The organism is Vibrio sp. RM-69-4 (genome assembly GCF_024743775.1).
Classification (GTDB): Bacteria; Pseudomonadota; Gammaproteobacteria; order Enterobacterales; family Vibrionaceae; genus Vibrio; species Vibrio anguillarum.
The window spans coordinates 421,782-438,137 of record NZ_JAMQXI010000076.1; the positions used below are offsets into that span (position 1 = coordinate 421,782).

Sequence of the window (16,356 nt, forward strand, 5' to 3'; positions counted from 1 at the left end):
TATGGCGAATAATATGATATATGACCAAGCGAGCGGTTTACGCCGCTTAACTCAACCGTCACTGACCAAAGTCATATCTGTGACTGGTGGTAAAGGTGGTGTGGGTAAATCTCACGTGACACTCGGCATGGCGATCTGCATGGCTCGTCAAGGCAAAAAAGTCATGGTGTTGGATGCAGACTTAGGTTTAGCTAACGTGGATGTTATGCTTGGCATACGCCCGAAGCGAAACTTAGGGCATGTACTGGCTGGCGAGTGTGAACTGAAAGATGCCATCGTCGAGGGACCTTTTGGGATACGAATAATTCCAGCGACCTCGGGCACACAGTCGATGACAGAGTTGTCACACGCCCAACATGTTGGTTTAATACGCGCCTTTGGCAGTTTAGAAGATGAGATGGATATTCTGCTCATCGATACAGCCGCAGGTATTTCTGATATGGTCGTGAGCTTCTGTCGCGCCGCACAAGATGTAGTGATCGTGGTATGTGACGAACCGACATCCATCACCGACGCTTACGCGCTGATCAAGCTCTTAAGTCGTGAACACCAAGTGCAACGTTTTAAAATTGTGGCCAATATGGTGAGAAGTTATCGTGAAGGACGGGAATTATTTGCTAAATTAACTTTAGTGACAGAAAGATTCCTAAATGTGAGCCTTGAACTTGTTGCTTGCATACCTTTGGATGATAAAGTGCGACAAGCAGTAAAAAAACAAAAAATAGTGGTCGATGCGTTTCCACGGTCACCTGCGGCACTGGCAATCAGCTCGTTGGCAAGTAAAGCGTTAACGTGGCCAATTCCAAGAACGCCGACAGGCCATCTGGAATTTTTTGTCGAGCGTTTGCTAAATAGAACAGAAAGTGTAGGGGAACCATTCGGTGAATAAAGCGCTTACTTATGACCAACACGGAAACCTAAAGAGCCAACAAGCATTTTTAGAAAAATACTCTGTATTGGTTAAGCGTATTGCACACCATTTAGCAGGTCGCCTGCCACCAAACGTATTAGTCGAAGATCTAATACAAGCCGGTATGATAGGCCTACTTGAAGCACAAAAAAATTATGATGGGAGTAAAGGTGCAAGCTTTGAAACCTACGCAGGAATTCGAATTCGTGGAGCTATGCTCGACGATATTCGGCGTGGTGATTGGGTTCCACGCTCGGTTCATAAACACAACCGAGAGATAACCCATGCAATTTCAGTTCTAGAAGGTGAGCTAAACCGAAACCCAACTGATACAGAAGTTGCGAAGTATTTAGGCATGTCGCTGGATCAGTACCATACTGTATTAACTGACATTAATTGCTCACGGATTGTCGGAATCGAAGATTTAGGTATTTCTGATGATGCAATTTCTCCTCTGGATGACGATGAAGACAACTCGCCATTTAAGGGAGTCGCCGATGAATCGTTTCGTAAAGCATTGGTTGAATCAATAAAATCACTTCCAGAACGTGAAGCTTTGGTACTTTCGCTCTATTATGATGAAGAGCTAAACTTAAAAGAAATTGGTGAAGTTCTAGGTGTTAGCGAATCCCGCGTTAGCCAGATACTAAGCCAATCTATGCAGCGACTAAGAACGAAGTTAAGTTCTTGGACGCAAAATGACTAATATCACTGATTTCGAGCTCAGTGGAGGCAATTTTGAATAAAAACATGAAGATCCTTATTGTTGACGACTTTTCAACAATGCGCCGTATTGTTAAGAATCTACTTCGTGATTTGGGCTTCAATAATACCCAAGAAGCAGATGATGGCCTGACAGCGTTGCCTATGCTAAAGAAAGGTGATTTTGAGTTTGTGGTTACAGACTGGAATATGCCGGGCATGCAAGGCATCGATTTGTTGAAAAATATCCGAGCAGACGCAGAACTTAAGCATCTGCCTGTTCTGATGATCACCGCAGAAGCAAAACGCGAACAAATCATCGAGGCTGCTCAAGCAGGTGTGAATGGTTATATCGTAAAACCTTTTACTGCTGCTACGCTTAAAGAAAAACTGGATAAAATTTTCGAGCGTTTATAAAGCGTGTGGTCACAGACAAAAGGTGCTCTATTCATTTATGCGCGAAAAGGCTAATCGATGATTTCATTAGAACAAGCAAAAGAACTCGTTCAGCTACTGGAAAATGGACAGCAAGATCAGGCGAATCAACTCTTTAAAGAGACCTACGACAAAGCAAGCAATCCAATGCTGCAAGAAATAGGCACTTTGACAAGGGAACTGCATGAATCGCTCAAACAGTTCAACCTTGATGAACGGATGGCTGAGATTGCAAATGACGAAATTCCAGATGCAAGGGATCGTCTTCAATATGTAATTGATAAAACGGAAGTGGCTGCGAATAAAACAATGGATGCAGTGGATCGATGTATGCCGATCGCTGACAGCCTTCACGAAGGTTTGTTAAAAGTGCGTCCACAATGGAATGAGTTGATGCATGGGCGTATTGATCTCATTGAGTTTAAAGCACTTTGTCACCGTATTGATGATCTACTATCACAAGTTGAAGGCAACAGCAGCGAATTGCGAGGTCAGCTAACTGAGATATTGATGGCTCAAGACTTTCAAGATCTCACTGGCCAAATAATTCGGCGTGTTATTACGCTGGTTAATGAAGTTGAGAAACGCCTAGTTGAGATTCTCACTGCCTTTGGGGCTAACCAAATAGAACAAAAAACAGACAAGAAGAACCCATCTATCGAACCTGAAGGTCCTATTTTGAACCCTCATGAAAGAGCCGATGCGGTTTCATCTCAAGACGAAGTCGATGATTTGTTATCGAGTCTTGGTTTTTAGGGGTAACGTATGAGCTACGAATTAGACGACGACATTCTTCAGGACTTTTTGGTTGAAGCAGGTGAAATTCTCGAATTGCTCTCAGAGCAATTGGTTGAACTTGAGAACAACCCCGAAGACAGGGAGTTATTAAATGCGATTTTCCGCGGTTTCCATACCGTTAAAGGTGGGGCCGGGTTTCTTGCCCTCACCGAGCTGGTTGAGACGTGCCACGGTGCCGAGAACGTATTTGATATCTTACGCAATGGCCAAAGAAGTGTAACATCGAGCTTGATGGATACGATGTTACGAGCTTTAGACACCGTTAATGCACAGTTTCGCGCTGTTCAAGATCAAGAACCCTTAGAGCCTGCAGATCCCGCTCTACTCGATGAACTTCATAAATTGTGTCGTCCTGCTTCTGAAGATGAAATTGACGAAGTGGAGCCTGTTATTGCTGAAGTTGAAGTCGAGGAAGAGGCCGCTATCGAAGAGCCTGAACCGGAAGTCATTCAACCAGTGGCCTCAAAGGCTGTCGCGTCAAATTCTATCGATGAAATCACGCAAGATGAATTTGAAAAACTGTTAGACGAATTACATGGCAAGGGCACCGCGCCTAATGCTCATTCTGAAAATGCCGCACCAGCGGCCCCAGCGCCTAAAGCCCCAAGTGCATCAGTGGCTGCTAGTGGTGACATTACGGATGACGAATTTGAAAAGCTGCTTGATGAACTGCACGGCGTAGGCAAAGCTCCAACCGTTGAACCCGCTCCTGAGGTGACAGCGAAACCAACTACTCCGCCTAAATCAACAGCGGCACCTAAAGCTTCTGCTGGTGGTGGCGATGATTTGATGACGGACGAGGAGTTTGAAAAGCTTCTTGACGAACTGCATGGCTCAGGAAAAGGGCCATTGCCAGAAGAGTTGGAAATGGCAACCAGACCCGCTTCTGAAAATGTGAAGCCAGCAGAGCCTGTAAAACCAACAGAGACCGCAAAACCGAAAGCTGAAGCGGCGAAACCTACACCTGCTCCTCAGCCTAAAGTAACGGCTCCAGCCACCTCTTCCCCTGCGAAAGCTCCGGTTGCAGTGGCTGAGAAAAAAGAAGTATCAGCACCTGCTGTGGCTAAAAAAGCGCAAACTCAGCCGGAAACAACAGTCCGTGTTGATACATCAACGCTCGACATCATTATGAACATGATTGGCGAATTGGTGCTAGTGCGTAACCGCTTGCTGAGTTTAGGGCTTAATAGCAACGACGAAGAGATGGCAAAAGCGGTGGCTAACCTTGATGTAGTTACTGCGGATTTGCAAGGCGCTGTCATGAAAACGCGCATGCAACCGATTAAGAAAGTGTTCGGTCGTTTCCCTCGCGTGGTTCGAGACCTTGCACGTACCCTGAAAAAAGACATCGTGCTTGAAATGCGCGGTGAAGAAACAGACCTTGATAAAAACTTGGTCGAAGCGCTTGCAGACCCATTGATCCACTTAGTGCGTAACTCAGTTGACCACGGCATTGAAATGCCTGATGTGCGTAGCAAATCTGGAAAGCCAAGCACGGGTAAAATCATACTCTCAGCTTCGCAAGAAGGTGATCATATTGAGCTAGCTATCGTCGATGATGGCGGCGGTATGGACCCAGATAAGCTGCGTAGTATTGCGGTTAAACGAGGCATGATGGATGAAGATGCGGCGTCGCGTCTCTCCAATAAAGAGTGTTTTAACTTAATCTTTATGGCGGGATTCTCCAGTAAAGAGCAAATTTCAGACATTTCTGGTCGTGGTGTTGGGATGGATGTTGTAAAAACAGCCATCAATACACTCAATGGTTCAATTGACATCGATTCTGAGATGGGCAAAGGGACTAAGATTACGATCAAAGTGCCGCTAACACTCGCTATCTTACCGACATTGATGGTTGGGGTCGCAGGGCATCCATTTGCTCTACCGCTTGCGAGCGTGAATGAAATCTTCCACCTTGATCTTAGCCGGACGAACGTCGTTGATGGACAACTGACCATCATAGTACGTAAAAAATCGATACCACTCTTCTACTTACAGAATTGGCTAGCACCTAAAGCAGGTAAAATAGAACTGCGTAAAGGTCATGGACATGTTGTTATTGTTCAGATTGGTAGCCAGCGAGTTGGTTTTGTGGTTGATACCTTAATTGGCCAAGAAGAAGTGGTAATCAAACCACTAGATAAGCTTCTTCAAAAAACACCGGGTATGGCTGGGGCAACGATTACCAGCGATGGACATATTGCACTAATACTAGATGTGCCAGATTTGCTTAAGCAGTATGCTGCTGCTTCCCGCATTTAAATGAGCACACAATATAAGGACACCCATGGCGATTAGAGTATTAGTCGTTGATGATTCGAGCTTTTTTAGACGGCGTGTGAGTGAAATCATTAACTCTGACACCCGTCTAGAAGTGATTGATGTTGCAACTAACGGTAAAGAAGCCGTAGAAAAAGCGAGAATCTTAAAGCCTGATGTCATCACAATGGATATTGAGATGCCAGTTATGGATGGCATTACTGCTGTCCGTGAAATTATGGCTGCGAACCCGATCCCGATCTTGATGTTCTCATCGCTGACTCATGATGGTGCCAAAGCAACGCTAGATGCTTTAGATGCTGGAGCGTTAGATTTCTTACCGAAAAAGTTTGAAGATATTGCTCGTAACCGTGATGAGGCTGTCGCTTTATTACAACAACGGGTTATTCAAATCGCGTCGAAAAAAGGGATGCTGAGAAGACCTTTGGTTTCACGCCCAGTGCCGAGCACATCGTCGCCGTTTGCTAATAGAACAGCAGCTACAACGGCGAGTTCCCCTGCGCCGAAATCAATGAGCACATTGGCTCGCTTTAAAGCTACAGGTAAAAAATATCAGTTGACCGCTATCGGTACCTCTACAGGGGGCCCGGTTGCGTTACAAAAAATATTGACGAAGTTACCTGCGAATTATCCGCATCCGATCGTACTCATTCAACACATGCCAGCCACTTTCACTGCTGCATTTGCAAACCGGCTCAACTCACTGTGTAAAATTGAAGTGAAAGAAGCAGAAGATGGTGATGCATTGCGCCCAGGTGTTGCCTATTTGGCTCCGGGTGGTAAACAGATGATGATTGAGGGCCGTCCGGGTAGTGCTAAATTGCGCATTATCGATGGTGGAGAACGTATGAACTATAAGCCGTGTGTTGATATAACATTCGGTTCTGCGGCGAAGATCTATGCAGATAAAGTGTTGTCAATGATATTGACTGGTATGGGAGCCGATGGTCGTGAAGGGGCTCGAATGTTACAAGCCGCAGGGGCAACCATTTGGGCTCAGGATGAAGAAAGTTGCGTGGTGTATGGCATGCCGCAAGCTGTCGCAAAAGCGGGGATCTCGTCTGAAGATTTACCGTTAGAGCGTATATCAGAACGAATGTTAGTTGAAGTTGGCCTCGCATAAAGGAAGTTCAATGATTGTATGGAGTATTGCAAACCAAAAAGGCGGTGTGGGTAAAACAACCACAACAATTACGCTTGCCGGTTTGCTAAGTCAGCAAGGCAAAAGAGTGCTGTTGGTCGATACTGACCCTCACGCCTCGCTTACTACATACTTAGGTTATGATTCTGATGGCGTGCCCGTCAGCCTGTTTGACCTATTTCAGCAACGTGAGTTAACAGAGCAAAGCGTTACCCCTCTTATCCTAAAAACCGATGTTGAAGGCATTGATCTCATCCCTGCCCATATGTCTCTAGCCACTTTAGATAGAGTCATGGGCAACCGCAGTGGGATGGGGCTGATTTTGAAACGTGCGCTTCTTGCATTGCGCCATAATTATGACTACGTATTGATCGACTGTCCTCCAATCTTAGGGGTAATGATGGTTAATGCATTGGCCGCCAGCGATCGTATCTTAATTCCAGTGCAGACTGAGTTTCTGGCTATGAAAGGGCTCGAAAGGATGATTCGCACCTTAGCCATCATGCAAAAATCTCGTAGCCGATCGTTCAAAGTGACTATCGTACCGACTATGTACGACAAGCGAACCCGGGCTTCTTTGCAAACGCTGAATCAACTTAAAAAAGATTACCCAGAGCAAGTTTGGAGCTCTGCTGTACCTATAGACACCAAGTTTCGTGACGCGAGTTTAAAGCGCTTGCCTGCTTCTCATTTTGCTGAAGGTAGCCGTGGTGTTTTTGCTTATAAACAGTTGCTGATTTATTTAGAGAGGCTAGCTATTGATGAGTAGTGGGCCATTTTTATCCAGTGAACAAGCACTCGATGACTACTTTACAGCGTTACTAGATGAAGAAGCGATTGAACTTGAGCTGAAAGCGGAAGAGCAAAAAGAATTGTCCCTTGCTGAACCTGAGTTAGCGCTTTCGACATCGGTGCAATCTGTACCGGAAAAAAGTTATTACCATGCTGAAGTGGTTGAGTTTGAGCTGCCGAATTTAGATGATGTGCAGCGCTTATTAAGCCAGCTAGAATCAAGTAATCCAGTGGCAGAGTTAGAGCTGGAAGAGATCATGGAGCAAAACACCGTTCAGATCGCTTTAAAAACTCAACCAGTGGCTGAAATTGTTGAAGAGATCCAAGAATGGGATATTCCCGCCGATACTTTGGAAACAGAACCTGAAGTTGAAATTCTGACTGCGGCAGACACTGTTGAAGAATTTGCTGTTGACGTGGAAGTGGTTGAGCAACCGACGGCTGAAGTCGAACTTGAAACGCAAGCGGGCTACTCTGGAATTGGTACATGGCAAAGCACTGCGAGAACACGAGATTTTCAAGTGCTCTATTTTGAAGTGAATGGCGTGACGTTTGCGGTGCCTCTTGATGAACTTGGGGGGATCCACCGTATGGCAACGCTCAATCATTTAATCGGTCGACCTGCTTGGTACCTTGGACTGCAAACGAATAAAGACAATCAGCTAGATGTTGTCGATACGGCAAAATGGGTAATGGCAGAAAAGCTCCATGATGATAGCTACAAAGAAGGTTATCAATACATCGTCATGCTTGGTGACAGTATGTGGGGGTTAGCAAGTACTCAGCTTATGGGTACAGAATTGCTAAGCTCAGAGAAGGTCCGCTGGCGAGAACAGGCAGGCAAAAGGCCGTGGCTTGCTGGAATGGTAAAAGAAAAAATGTGTGCTTTGATCCATGTTGAAGCATTGATAGCTATGCTTAATGCAGGGCTTGATGTAAAAGCACTAGAGAAATAATAATACATTGATGTCGGAATCGACTTAGAGAGGAAAAGGTATGTCTCAGACTAACGAAGTAGAAGTAAGAAAAGACAAGTCTAACGACGAAGTGCTTCAGTGGGTGACGTTCCAACTAGAAGAAGAAACATACGGAATTAATGTAATGCAGGTACGTGAAGTACTCCGCTATACAGAAATTGCACCGGTACCAGGTGCTCCTGATTATGTTCTTGGCATCATTAACCTACGTGGTAATGTTGTGACCGTCATTGATACACGATCTCGTTTTGGCTTAATGCAAGGTGAAATCACGGATAATACACGCATTATTGTGATTGAATCTGAGCGCCAAGTGATTGGTATTTTAGTCGATAGCGTTGCGGAAGTAGTTTACCTACGTTCTTCTGAAATCGATACTACACCAAGTGTTGGTACCGATGAGAGCGCTAAGTTTATCCAAGGCGTGAGCAACCGTGACGGTAAGCTATTGATCCTTGTTGACCTGAATAAACTGCTAACTGAAGACGAGTGGGACGAGATGGTCCACCTATAATGAGCGAAGCTATGTTGTTCAGTGCTCCTGTTATTCTTATAGGGAGCGCGGTTTTTGTTGTTGTATTTTTGTTGCTGGTGTTACTTCGTGTACGTCAGGGACTTGCCCAACAGATTGATCACCAAAGACAACAAGCCCGATCGTTAGATAAGGAGTTGCAAAAGGCGAATAGACAGCTGTTGGAAATACGCTCAGTTGCTATTGGTCTTGGCCAAAAAGTGACGGATCAGCAGGATCTCATCCAGCATTTAAACGAGCGAATTACTGAATTGGAACATGTTGATACGGATGGGCGTTTATACAGCCGAGCGACAAAAATGGTCCAACTCGGTGCTGACATCAATGAGCTTATTAAAGAGTGTGAGCTACCTAAAGCTGAAGCTGAGTTGATGATGTCCTTGCAGAAGAAAATTGCAGGGCATGAAAGCATCCCGCCACTGAGTAGTCACCCGGAAGGTCGCGAGCCGATGCAAAGTACGAGGCGACCTGCCAAAAAATAGTCGAAAGAGCGAAACTAGAGAGGGAAGCCAATGGCTTCCCTCTCTAGTTTTGAATGTGGCTAAATGTAGCCACAAAGTAGTAAATGAGACAGAAAATAATTAAAAATTAACAGTTTCTTACCTAGTTTCGTGACTGGTAATAGTCTTATTATGTTTTGTCTTAGGTGTGGTGTGCTAATATAGCGGCTCAAATTTCTCGATTTAGATGCACATGCTTGAAGTAAATAACCTGACCGCAATTCGTGATGAAAGAGTTCTGTTTGAAGCACTTAGCTTTGTGATTCATGCTGGCGAATTGGTGCAGATTGAAGGACGGAACGGCACAGGTAAAACGACCTTACTACGAATTATTACCGGGTTAGGTGATAGAGAGGATGGTTCTATTTTGTGGAATGGCATGAATATTGAGTCTAATCGTGATGATTACCACCAAGATTTACTGTTTCTTGGTCATCAAACTGGGGTTAAGAGCGATTTGACGGCATTCGAGAATCTTCATTTTTATCAATCAGTGCATAATGCAGAATCGTCTTCTCAAGAGATATATCAAGCCTTGGCTAAAGTGGGTTTAGCTGGCCGAGAAGACGTGGCTGCAGGCCAGCTTTCTGCCGGACAACAGCGCCGAGTTGCGCTGGCTCGTTTGTGGCTCAGTCAACAAAAGTTGTGGATTTTAGATGAACCGTTAACTGCGATTGATAAGCAAGGTGTCAAAGTGTTGGAAGCCTTATTTCTAGCGCATGCGCAACAAGGTGGCATTGTTGTATTGACCACACACCAAGATATGTTTGCTAACTATCCGCAATTGCGAAAAATTAAATTGGGGCATGAGTCATGATCGTGACCATGGGGATGATCATCCGTCGTGAATTATTGATCGCCTTTCGACGTCAAGCCGATATTTTTAATCCACTGTGGTTTTTTATCATAGTGATCACCCTATTCCCGCTGAGTATCGGCCCAGAGCCTGCTTTGCTCGCCCGTATCGCTGCAGGTATTGTTTGGGTTGCGGCGTTACTGTCGGCGCTACTATCACTTGAGCGTCTGTTTCGCGATGATTTTCAAGACGGGTCACTTGAACAAATGATGCTGATCCCAGTGCCATTACCCATAGTCGTTATTTCAAAAGTCGTGGCTCATTGGTTATTGACTGGACTGCCTTTAATTTTAATTAGCCCATTGTTAGCCGTATTATTGTCATTAGATTTTAATACGTGGCTTGCAGTTGTATTGACTTTGTTCATTGGCACGCCAACGTTGAGTTTTATCGGTGCTATTGGTGTTGCATTGACCGTAGGCTTGCAAAAAGGTGGCGTGTTGCTGAGCCTACTGGTCTTACCCTTGTATATCCCGATTTTAATCTTCGCTACATCAGCTATTGATGCAGCATCGCTTGGCATGCTCTACAACGGTCAATTGGCTGTTTTGGGGGCAATGTTTATGGGCGCGATAACATTAACTCCATTTGCTATTAGTGCAGCATTGAGAGTCAGCGTTAACTAAATTAAGTACGAACGATATTTTCAGCAATGCATTTGAGCGTTGCGTATCAACAACACAATAAACTGAGCAGACACATGCTCAGAAGCAATGAAGTAAGAGTGAGACAATACAATGTGGAAATGGCTCCATCCCTATGCAAAGCCTGAATCCGCCTATCGGCTATGTGGAAAGTTCCTGCCTTGGTTTGCAGGGCTCGCTATCTTATGCCTGGTAGTCGGTAATATCCTTGGTTTAGCTTATGCTCCGGCAGACTATCAACAAGGCGACAGCTTCAGAATCATTTACATTCATGTCCCTTCCGCCATTTGGTCAATGGGCATTTATATGTCGATGGCGATTGCGGCTTTCATTGGTCTAGTTTGGCAATTAAAACTGTCAGACATGGCCGCTGCTGCAATGGCGCCCATCGGTGCGGTATTTACGTTTATTGCGTTAATTACTGGAGCAATTTGGGGCAAACCGATGTGGGGTACCTGGTGGGTATGGGATGCTCGTCTGACGTCTGAGCTCATTTTACTGTTTCTCTATTTGGGAGTGATTGCGCTTTACCACGCTTTCGATGATCAAAAAACAGCCGCAAAAGCCGCAGGTCTGCTGGCCATCGTTGGTGTGATCAATCTACCTATCATTCATTTCTCCGTTGAGTGGTGGAATACCCTGCATCAAGGTGCCACGATTACTAAATTTGAAAAGCCTTCCATATCCAGTGACATGTTGTGGCCATTGCTGCTCAATATTTTTGGTTTTGCTTTCTTTTTTGCTGCGGTCACTATGGTCCGCTTACGCAATGAAATTATCAGTAAAGAGAGCCATCGCCCTTGGGTTATCGAATTGGCAACCCTTCAAACACAGAAAGGTAACTGATCATGCATTTTGACTCTTTGAGTGATTTCTTGGCGATGGGCGGTTACTCCGCCTATGTATGGAGTGCATTTGGCATTACCTTTTTATCCATGTTTATTTTACTGATGCTCAGCATCAAGCGTGGCAAAACCTTGTTGCAAGATGTGCAAGCAAAGGTTGAACGCCAAGCCAGAATTGATGCTGCAAAGCATATGGAGAACACCTTATGACCCCAAGACGTAAAAAAAGACTCACCATTATTTTGGCATTGATTATTGGGGCTGGTGCCACCATTGGTTTGATGTTGTATGCACTCAATCAAAATATGGACCTTTTCTATACGCCGACCGAGCTTGTACACGGTAAACCCGATGGGACAAAACCAGAAGTGGGTCAACGGCTACGCATTGGCGGCATGGTGGTGGTGGGCTCTGTGAAAAGAGATCCGGGTTCACTAAAAGTAAGATTTCAGCTCCACGATGTTGGTCCAAATGTGATGGTCGAATATGAAGGCATCTTACCCGACTTGTTTAGAGAAGGTCAGGGTATTGTTGCGCAAGGCGTATTGAAAGATGCCACCACAGTAGAAGCGTTTGAAGTGCTAGCCAAGCATGATGAAAACTATATGCCACCGGAAATTGCTGAAGCAATGAAGAAAACGCATGAGCCGTTAACCTATAGCTCGGAACAAAAACAAGGAAGTGCTCAATGATTGTTGAAATAGGACATTTTGCCCTTATTGTTTCACTTGGGCTTGCCATATTACTCAGCTTACTTCCACTTGTTGGTGCTTCTAAAAACAATACCATGCTGATGAATACTGCGCGGCCATTAGCATGGGGAATGTTTTCATTGCTATTGGTCTCATTTAGCATTTTGCTGTGGGCATTTTATGTCAATGACTTCACGGTACAATACGTGGCGAGTAATTCGAATAGTCAATTACCCTGGTATTACCGTCTAACAGCGGTGTGGGGGGCGCATGAAGGTTCATTATTGCTGTGGGTTTTAATTCAAGCGGGATGGACTGTGGCGGTGGCTACCTTTAGCCGTGGTATGCCTCAAGAATCTGTGGCGCGAGTCTTATCTGTTATGGGGCTGATCAGCGTTGGATTCTTGCTGTTTGTCATCGTGACTTCGAATCCATTTTTACGCACCTTGCCCTATTTCCCAATTGATGGTCGTGACTTAAACCCGCTGCTACAAGATCCTGGGCTAATCATTCACCCACCCATGTTATACATGGGATATGTTGGTTTTTCAGTCGCATTCTCATTTGCGATAGCCTCTTTGATGACTGGGCGTTTGGATACTGCATGGGCCCGTTGGTCTCGTCCTTGGACAACTGCGGCGTGGTTATTTTTGACATTAGGTATCGCGCTAGGTTCGTGGTGGGCTTACTACGAACTTGGCTGGGGTGGCTGGTGGTTCTGGGATCCAGTAGAAAACGCGTCGTTTATGCCATGGCTTGCGGGAACGGCATTGATGCACTCACTTGCTGTGACAGAAAAACGTGGCACATTCAAAGCTTGGACAGTGTTACTGGCAATTTCAGCATTTTCGCTCAGTTTACTGGGCACATTCTTAGTGCGATCTGGTATTTTGGTTTCGGTACACGCATTTGCATCCGATCCCGCTCGTGGCCTGTTTATTCTTGGGTTTTTGGTGTTTGTCATCGGTGGCTCACTGCTATTGTTTGCCGTTAAAGGTGCGGCAGTGCGCGTCCGTGGCAATGCTGAATTGATCTCGCGTGAAAATGCGCTGCTCTCCAACAACATCTTATTAATCGCGGCATTGGTGGTGGTGTTGGTTGGCACCTTGTTACCTTTAATCCACAAGCAGATTGGCCTTGGTTCCGTATCAATAGGAGCGCCTTTCTTCAACATGCTGTTTGCATGGCTAATGGTGCCATTTGCATTTTTGCTAGGGATCGGTCCACTGATCCGTTGGAAGCGCGATAATTTTTCCAAGCTTTTGAAACCGATGTTGATTTGTGGCCTGATGGCGTTGATTCTTTCGGCGGTTATGGTGTACCTGCTAGCTGAACGCTTTAGCTTGATGGCATTTATCGGCTGGGTCATGGCGTTTTGGATCATCTTGCTACACGTTGTCGAGTTGCACCAACGTGCGACACATCGTCATAGCTTTATGATAGGGGTGACTAAATTACAACGTAGCCACTGGGCCATGATGTTAGGCCATGTTGGTCTTGCCGTTACTGTGATTGGTATTGCGATGGTGCAAAACTACAGTATCGAGCGTGATGTTCGTCTAGCACCTGGGGAATCTTTTGAAATCCAACAATATAACTTTTATTTCAAAGGGTTGAGAGATAAAGATGGCCCGAACTATGATGGTTATATTGCCGATTTTGAAATTACGCAGGATGGGCAATACGTGAATACACTCCATGCGGAAAAACGCTTTTATCGTACTGCCAAGTCAATGATGACTGAAGCGGCCATCGATCGTGGCATCACTCGCGATTTGTACATTGCAATGGGTGAGCGATTAGAAGATGGTCGTTCATGGGCGATCCGAATTTATTACAAACCATTTGTACGTTGGATCTGGGCTGGTGCTTTATTGATGTCATTAGGTGGTGCGCTAGCTATCAGTGACAAACGCTACCGCTTTAGAAAAAGCTCCCAACAGGAGGCGTAGATGAACAAGAAAATTCTATTTATTCCATTGGTGGCTTTTCTTGGTCTAGTTGCCGTCTTTGTTACTCAGTTGGTCAAAAATACCGAAGGTGATGATCCCACAAAATTGGAGTCGGTTCTGATTGGTAAGTCTGTGCCTGAATTTCGTTTGGAAGATTTAGCCGAACCCGGCAAGCTGTATGACCAAGCGATATTTAAAGGGGAGCCTTTGCTGCTGAACGTCTGGGCAACTTGGTGCCCGACCTGCTATGCCGAACATCAATATCTCAATCGGTTGGCGGGTGATGGTGTAAAAATTATAGGCTTAAATTATAAAGATCAACGAGATAAAGCGGTTCAATGGTTAAATGAGCTAGGTAATCCTTACTTGATCAGCCTGTTCGATGGTAATGGTATGCTAGGGTTAGATCTCGGCGTTTACGGTGCGCCGGAAACCTTTCTCATTGATGCCAACGGCGTTATTCGTTACCGCCATGTGGGGGATGTTAATCCAACCAATTGGCAAACAACTTTGCAACCTATGTATCAGAAACTTCTAGAGGAAGCGAAGTAATGAAGCGTTTTATATTATCGATCATTGCTAGCTTTGCTTTGGTATTTTCTGTGCAATCTGCAATTGAAGTGTACGAGTTTGATAATCCACAGCAAGAGCAGCAATTCAAAGAGTTGAGCAATACATTGCGTTGTCCAAAGTGTCAAAACAATACTATTGCCGACTCAAATGCTGCATTAGCACAGGACTTACGTAATAAAGTCTATGAAATGACCAAACAAGGTAAGTCTGAACAAGACATTGTTGACTACATGATTGCACGTTACGGCAACTTTGTGACCTATAACCCACCGTTGACTTTGGCGACTTCCATCTTATGGCTAGGTCCTTTGAGTGTGGTGTTTCTGGGTTTTGGTTTTATTGTATTACGCAGCAAACGTCGTAAAGCATCAACCGCTCAAAATGGTGAAGTTTGGGATGCCGAAAAGGAAGAGCGATTAAATCAGTTGCTCGCCGAAGACGCGGTTGATGATGAGAAGCATGGAGACAAACAATAATGACGTTTTTTTGGTTATCTACCCTCATTCTGACCTTCTTTGGTTGTGTCTTCATTGCACTGCCGATCCTCAAAAACAGAGCGAACAACGATGCAGCGCTGCGTGATGAATTGAACAAAGCGATCTTTAAAAACCGCCTTGCAGAGTTACACGAAGAGACGCAAGAAGGGTTGGTTGACAGCGAACAAGAGCTGATTGCTGATCTGAAACAGTCGCTATTGGATGATATTCCTGCGCAATCGGTGCAAGGAAATTCTTCACATGTATCACCGATGGTTGTTTTGATCCCCTCGATTTTATTGGTCGTTATCTTAAGCTATGGCTTTTACCTAAAATTTGGCGCGGCTAGTCAAGTAGAGCAGTGGCAGCAAGTGAACGCTAACTTACCTGCACTCTCAAAAAAAATGATGTCACCAGAAGGAGCTGCCTTAAGTGATGATGAGATGAATGATCTCACACTGGCGCTGCGCACTCGTCTGCATTATCAGCCTCAAGATGCGACCGGGTGGTTGCTGCTTGGACGTATTGGACTTGCTAACAGAGATATAGAAACATCGATTGGCTCAATGAAGAAAGCGTATGCGTTAGATCCAAAAGATGCAGATGTGAAGTTGGGCTATGCGCAAGCATTAATGTTGTCACAAGATGAGCTTGACCAAAATCAAGCACGTGAAATTTTAACGGCATTAGTACAACAAGATTATGTTGATCTACGCGTGTTTTCACTACTTGCGTTTGATGCGTTTGAACGCCAGGATTACCCAGCGGCGATGAAGTATTGGCGATTAATGCAGCAGATGATTGGCCCTGAAGATAGCCGTTATGAGATGCTTTCGCGCAGTATTGAAAGAGCACAAAGCAAAATGCAGCCTAAAGCTATCGATGGGAAAATGGTTCCTGTCACCATCTCACTCGGTGATGGTGTGACTCTTGAACAAAATGCAGTACTCATAGTCTCTGTGCACAGTTCTGATGGTGCACCTATGCCTGTTGCCGCAGCGCGTTATCCACTGACTCAATTCCCTATTAAGGTTGTGTTAGATGATAGCAATAGCATGGTTCAAGGGCGGAAGTTATCCGACCTTGCACAGCTTATTGTTCGAGTACGCTTGGATACGGATGGCAATGTTTCAACTAAACAAGGTGATTGGTTTGGTGAAAGTGCTCCCATGAGCCTCGGTCAACCTGTTGAAGTTGTGATCAATAAGCAGTATTAATAGCACTTATATACAATTAACGTATTGATAGGCC

The 16,356-nt window shown here is 45.0% G+C and carries 19 protein-coding genes; all 19 read left to right on the forward strand.

Annotation, left to right across the window (positions count from 1 at the left end; all coding sequences use genetic code 11):
• Position 1: 1 nt before the first annotated feature.
• Positions 2-889 carry a MinD/ParA family protein gene (locus NB504_RS14170; protein ID WP_010318888.1) on the forward strand — a complete coding sequence of 296 codons (888 nt, stop codon included), beginning with the start codon at positions 2-4 and terminating at the stop codon, positions 887-889.
• Entirely contained in the window at positions 882-1,616 is a 735-nt protein-coding gene (locus NB504_RS14175; protein WP_010318887.1) for an RNA polymerase sigma factor FliA, read from the forward strand. Before NB504_RS14170 ends, NB504_RS14175 begins: the two co-directional genes overlap by 8 nt.
• A 44-nt stretch (positions 1,617-1,660) precedes the next feature.
• Complete coding sequence (cheY, locus tag NB504_RS14180; RefSeq protein WP_033197405.1) at positions 1,661-2,029, forward strand: chemotaxis response regulator CheY; 369 nt, start codon at positions 1,661-1,663, stop codon at positions 2,027-2,029.
• Between the two features lie 57 nt (positions 2,030-2,086).
• The gene (locus tag NB504_RS14185; RefSeq protein ID WP_017045236.1) at positions 2,087-2,803 is read left to right on the forward strand and encodes a protein phosphatase CheZ; all 717 of its coding nucleotides are present in this window, start codon (positions 2,087-2,089) and stop codon (positions 2,801-2,803) included.
• Positions 2,804-2,812: 9 nt separating this feature from the next.
• Complete coding sequence (locus tag NB504_RS14190; protein WP_094165570.1) at positions 2,813-5,107, forward strand: chemotaxis protein CheA; 2,295 nt, start codon at positions 2,813-2,815, stop codon at positions 5,105-5,107.
• A 25-nt stretch (positions 5,108-5,132) separates the two neighbouring features.
• On the forward strand, positions 5,133-6,248 hold the full coding sequence (locus NB504_RS14195) for a chemotaxis response regulator protein-glutamate methylesterase (RefSeq protein WP_094125773.1): 1,116 nt from the start codon (positions 5,133-5,135) through the stop codon (positions 6,246-6,248).
• A gap of 10 nt (positions 6,249-6,258) precedes the next feature.
• Positions 6,259-7,035: a ParA family protein gene (locus NB504_RS14200; protein WP_026027244.1), complete on the forward strand. Its 777-nt coding sequence runs from the start codon at positions 6,259-6,261 to the stop codon at positions 7,033-7,035.
• On the forward strand, positions 7,025-8,014 hold the full coding sequence (locus NB504_RS14205; RefSeq protein ID WP_017048525.1) for a chemotaxis protein CheW: 990 nt from the start codon (positions 7,025-7,027) through the stop codon (positions 8,012-8,014). Before NB504_RS14200 ends, NB504_RS14205 begins: the two co-directional genes overlap by 11 nt.
• 40 nt (positions 8,015-8,054) lie before the next feature.
• Positions 8,055-8,549, forward strand: a complete 495-nt coding sequence (locus NB504_RS14210; RefSeq protein ID WP_013856372.1) for a chemotaxis protein CheW — start codon at positions 8,055-8,057, stop codon at positions 8,547-8,549.
• Positions 8,549-9,049 carry a DUF2802 domain-containing protein gene (locus tag NB504_RS14215; RefSeq protein WP_309303447.1) on the forward strand — a complete coding sequence of 167 codons (501 nt, stop codon included), beginning with the start codon at positions 8,549-8,551 and terminating at the stop codon, positions 9,047-9,049. Before NB504_RS14210 ends, NB504_RS14215 begins: the two co-directional genes overlap by 1 nt.
• Positions 9,050-9,260: 211 nt before the next feature.
• Positions 9,261-9,884 carry a cytochrome c biogenesis heme-transporting ATPase CcmA gene (ccmA, locus tag NB504_RS14220; RefSeq protein ID WP_258429122.1) on the forward strand — a complete coding sequence of 208 codons (624 nt, stop codon included), beginning with the start codon at positions 9,261-9,263 and terminating at the stop codon, positions 9,882-9,884.
• Positions 9,881-10,549: a heme exporter protein CcmB gene (gene ccmB, locus NB504_RS14225; protein WP_013856375.1), complete on the forward strand. Its 669-nt coding sequence runs from the start codon at positions 9,881-9,883 to the stop codon at positions 10,547-10,549. Before ccmA ends, ccmB begins: the two co-directional genes overlap by 4 nt.
• A gap of 111 nt (positions 10,550-10,660) precedes the next feature.
• Positions 10,661-11,413, forward strand: coding sequence for a heme ABC transporter permease (locus tag NB504_RS14230; RefSeq protein WP_019280903.1), 753 nt, complete (start codon positions 10,661-10,663; stop codon positions 11,411-11,413).
• A gap of 2 nt (positions 11,414-11,415) precedes the next feature.
• A complete protein-coding gene (gene ccmD / locus NB504_RS14235) occupies positions 11,416-11,622 on the forward strand; it encodes a heme exporter protein CcmD (RefSeq protein WP_013856377.1) in 207 nt (68 codons plus the stop codon).
• Positions 11,619-12,104: a cytochrome c maturation protein CcmE gene (gene ccmE, locus NB504_RS14240; protein WP_208892545.1), complete on the forward strand. Its 486-nt coding sequence runs from the start codon at positions 11,619-11,621 to the stop codon at positions 12,102-12,104. The genes ccmD and ccmE overlap by 4 nt, the downstream gene beginning before the upstream one ends.
• On the forward strand, positions 12,101-14,056 hold the full coding sequence (locus NB504_RS14245) for a heme lyase CcmF/NrfE family subunit (protein ID WP_017045241.1): 1,956 nt from the start codon (positions 12,101-12,103) through the stop codon (positions 14,054-14,056). The genes ccmE and NB504_RS14245 overlap by 4 nt, the downstream gene beginning before the upstream one ends.
• Entirely contained in the window at positions 14,057-14,608 is a 552-nt protein-coding gene (locus NB504_RS14250; RefSeq protein WP_013856380.1) for a DsbE family thiol:disulfide interchange protein, read from the forward strand.
• The gene (locus tag NB504_RS14255) at positions 14,608-15,105 is read left to right on the forward strand and encodes a cytochrome c-type biogenesis protein (protein ID WP_017042542.1); all 498 of its coding nucleotides are present in this window, start codon (positions 14,608-14,610) and stop codon (positions 15,103-15,105) included. The genes NB504_RS14250 and NB504_RS14255 overlap by 1 nt, the downstream gene beginning before the upstream one ends.
• Positions 15,105-16,322 carry a c-type cytochrome biogenesis protein CcmI gene (gene ccmI / locus NB504_RS14260; RefSeq protein ID WP_013856382.1) on the forward strand — a complete coding sequence of 406 codons (1,218 nt, stop codon included), beginning with the start codon at positions 15,105-15,107 and terminating at the stop codon, positions 16,320-16,322. The genes NB504_RS14255 and ccmI overlap by 1 nt, the downstream gene beginning before the upstream one ends.
• Positions 16,323-16,356: the final 34 nt, after the last annotated feature.

Excerpts from the sequence above, each read along its gene's own strand:
- NB504_RS14170 (WP_010318888.1), top strand. The coding sequence starts at position 2 with ATGGCGAATAATATGATATATGACCAAGCGAGCGGTTTACGCCGCTTA.
- cheY (WP_033197405.1), top strand. The coding sequence starts at position 1,661 with ATGAAGATCCTTATTGTTGACGACTTTTCAACAATGCGCCGTATTGTT.
- NB504_RS14185 (WP_017045236.1), top strand. The coding sequence starts at position 2,087 with ATGATTTCATTAGAACAAGCAAAAGAACTCGTTCAGCTACTGGAAAAT.
- NB504_RS14190 (WP_094165570.1), top strand. The coding sequence starts at position 2,813 with ATGAGCTACGAATTAGACGACGACATTCTTCAGGACTTTTTGGTTGAA.
- NB504_RS14195 (WP_094125773.1), top strand. The coding sequence starts at position 5,133 with ATGGCGATTAGAGTATTAGTCGTTGATGATTCGAGCTTTTTTAGACGG.
- NB504_RS14200 (WP_026027244.1), top strand. The coding sequence starts at position 6,259 with ATGATTGTATGGAGTATTGCAAACCAAAAAGGCGGTGTGGGTAAAACA.
- NB504_RS14210 (WP_013856372.1), top strand. The coding sequence starts at position 8,055 with ATGTCTCAGACTAACGAAGTAGAAGTAAGAAAAGACAAGTCTAACGAC.
- NB504_RS14215 (WP_309303447.1), top strand. The coding sequence starts at position 8,549 with ATGAGCGAAGCTATGTTGTTCAGTGCTCCTGTTATTCTTATAGGGAGC.
- ccmA (WP_258429122.1), top strand. The coding sequence starts at position 9,261 with ATGCTTGAAGTAAATAACCTGACCGCAATTCGTGATGAAAGAGTTCTG.
- ccmB (WP_013856375.1), top strand. The coding sequence starts at position 9,881 with ATGATCGTGACCATGGGGATGATCATCCGTCGTGAATTATTGATCGCC.
- NB504_RS14230 (WP_019280903.1), top strand. The coding sequence starts at position 10,661 with ATGTGGAAATGGCTCCATCCCTATGCAAAGCCTGAATCCGCCTATCGG.
- ccmD (WP_013856377.1), top strand. The coding sequence starts at position 11,416 with ATGCATTTTGACTCTTTGAGTGATTTCTTGGCGATGGGCGGTTACTCC.
- ccmE (WP_208892545.1), top strand. The coding sequence starts at position 11,619 with ATGACCCCAAGACGTAAAAAAAGACTCACCATTATTTTGGCATTGATT.
- NB504_RS14245 (WP_017045241.1), top strand. The coding sequence starts at position 12,101 with ATGATTGTTGAAATAGGACATTTTGCCCTTATTGTTTCACTTGGGCTT.
- NB504_RS14250 (WP_013856380.1), top strand. The coding sequence starts at position 14,057 with ATGAACAAGAAAATTCTATTTATTCCATTGGTGGCTTTTCTTGGTCTA.
- NB504_RS14255 (WP_017042542.1), top strand. The coding sequence starts at position 14,608 with ATGAAGCGTTTTATATTATCGATCATTGCTAGCTTTGCTTTGGTATTT.
- ccmI (WP_013856382.1), top strand. The coding sequence starts at position 15,105 with ATGACGTTTTTTTGGTTATCTACCCTCATTCTGACCTTCTTTGGTTGT.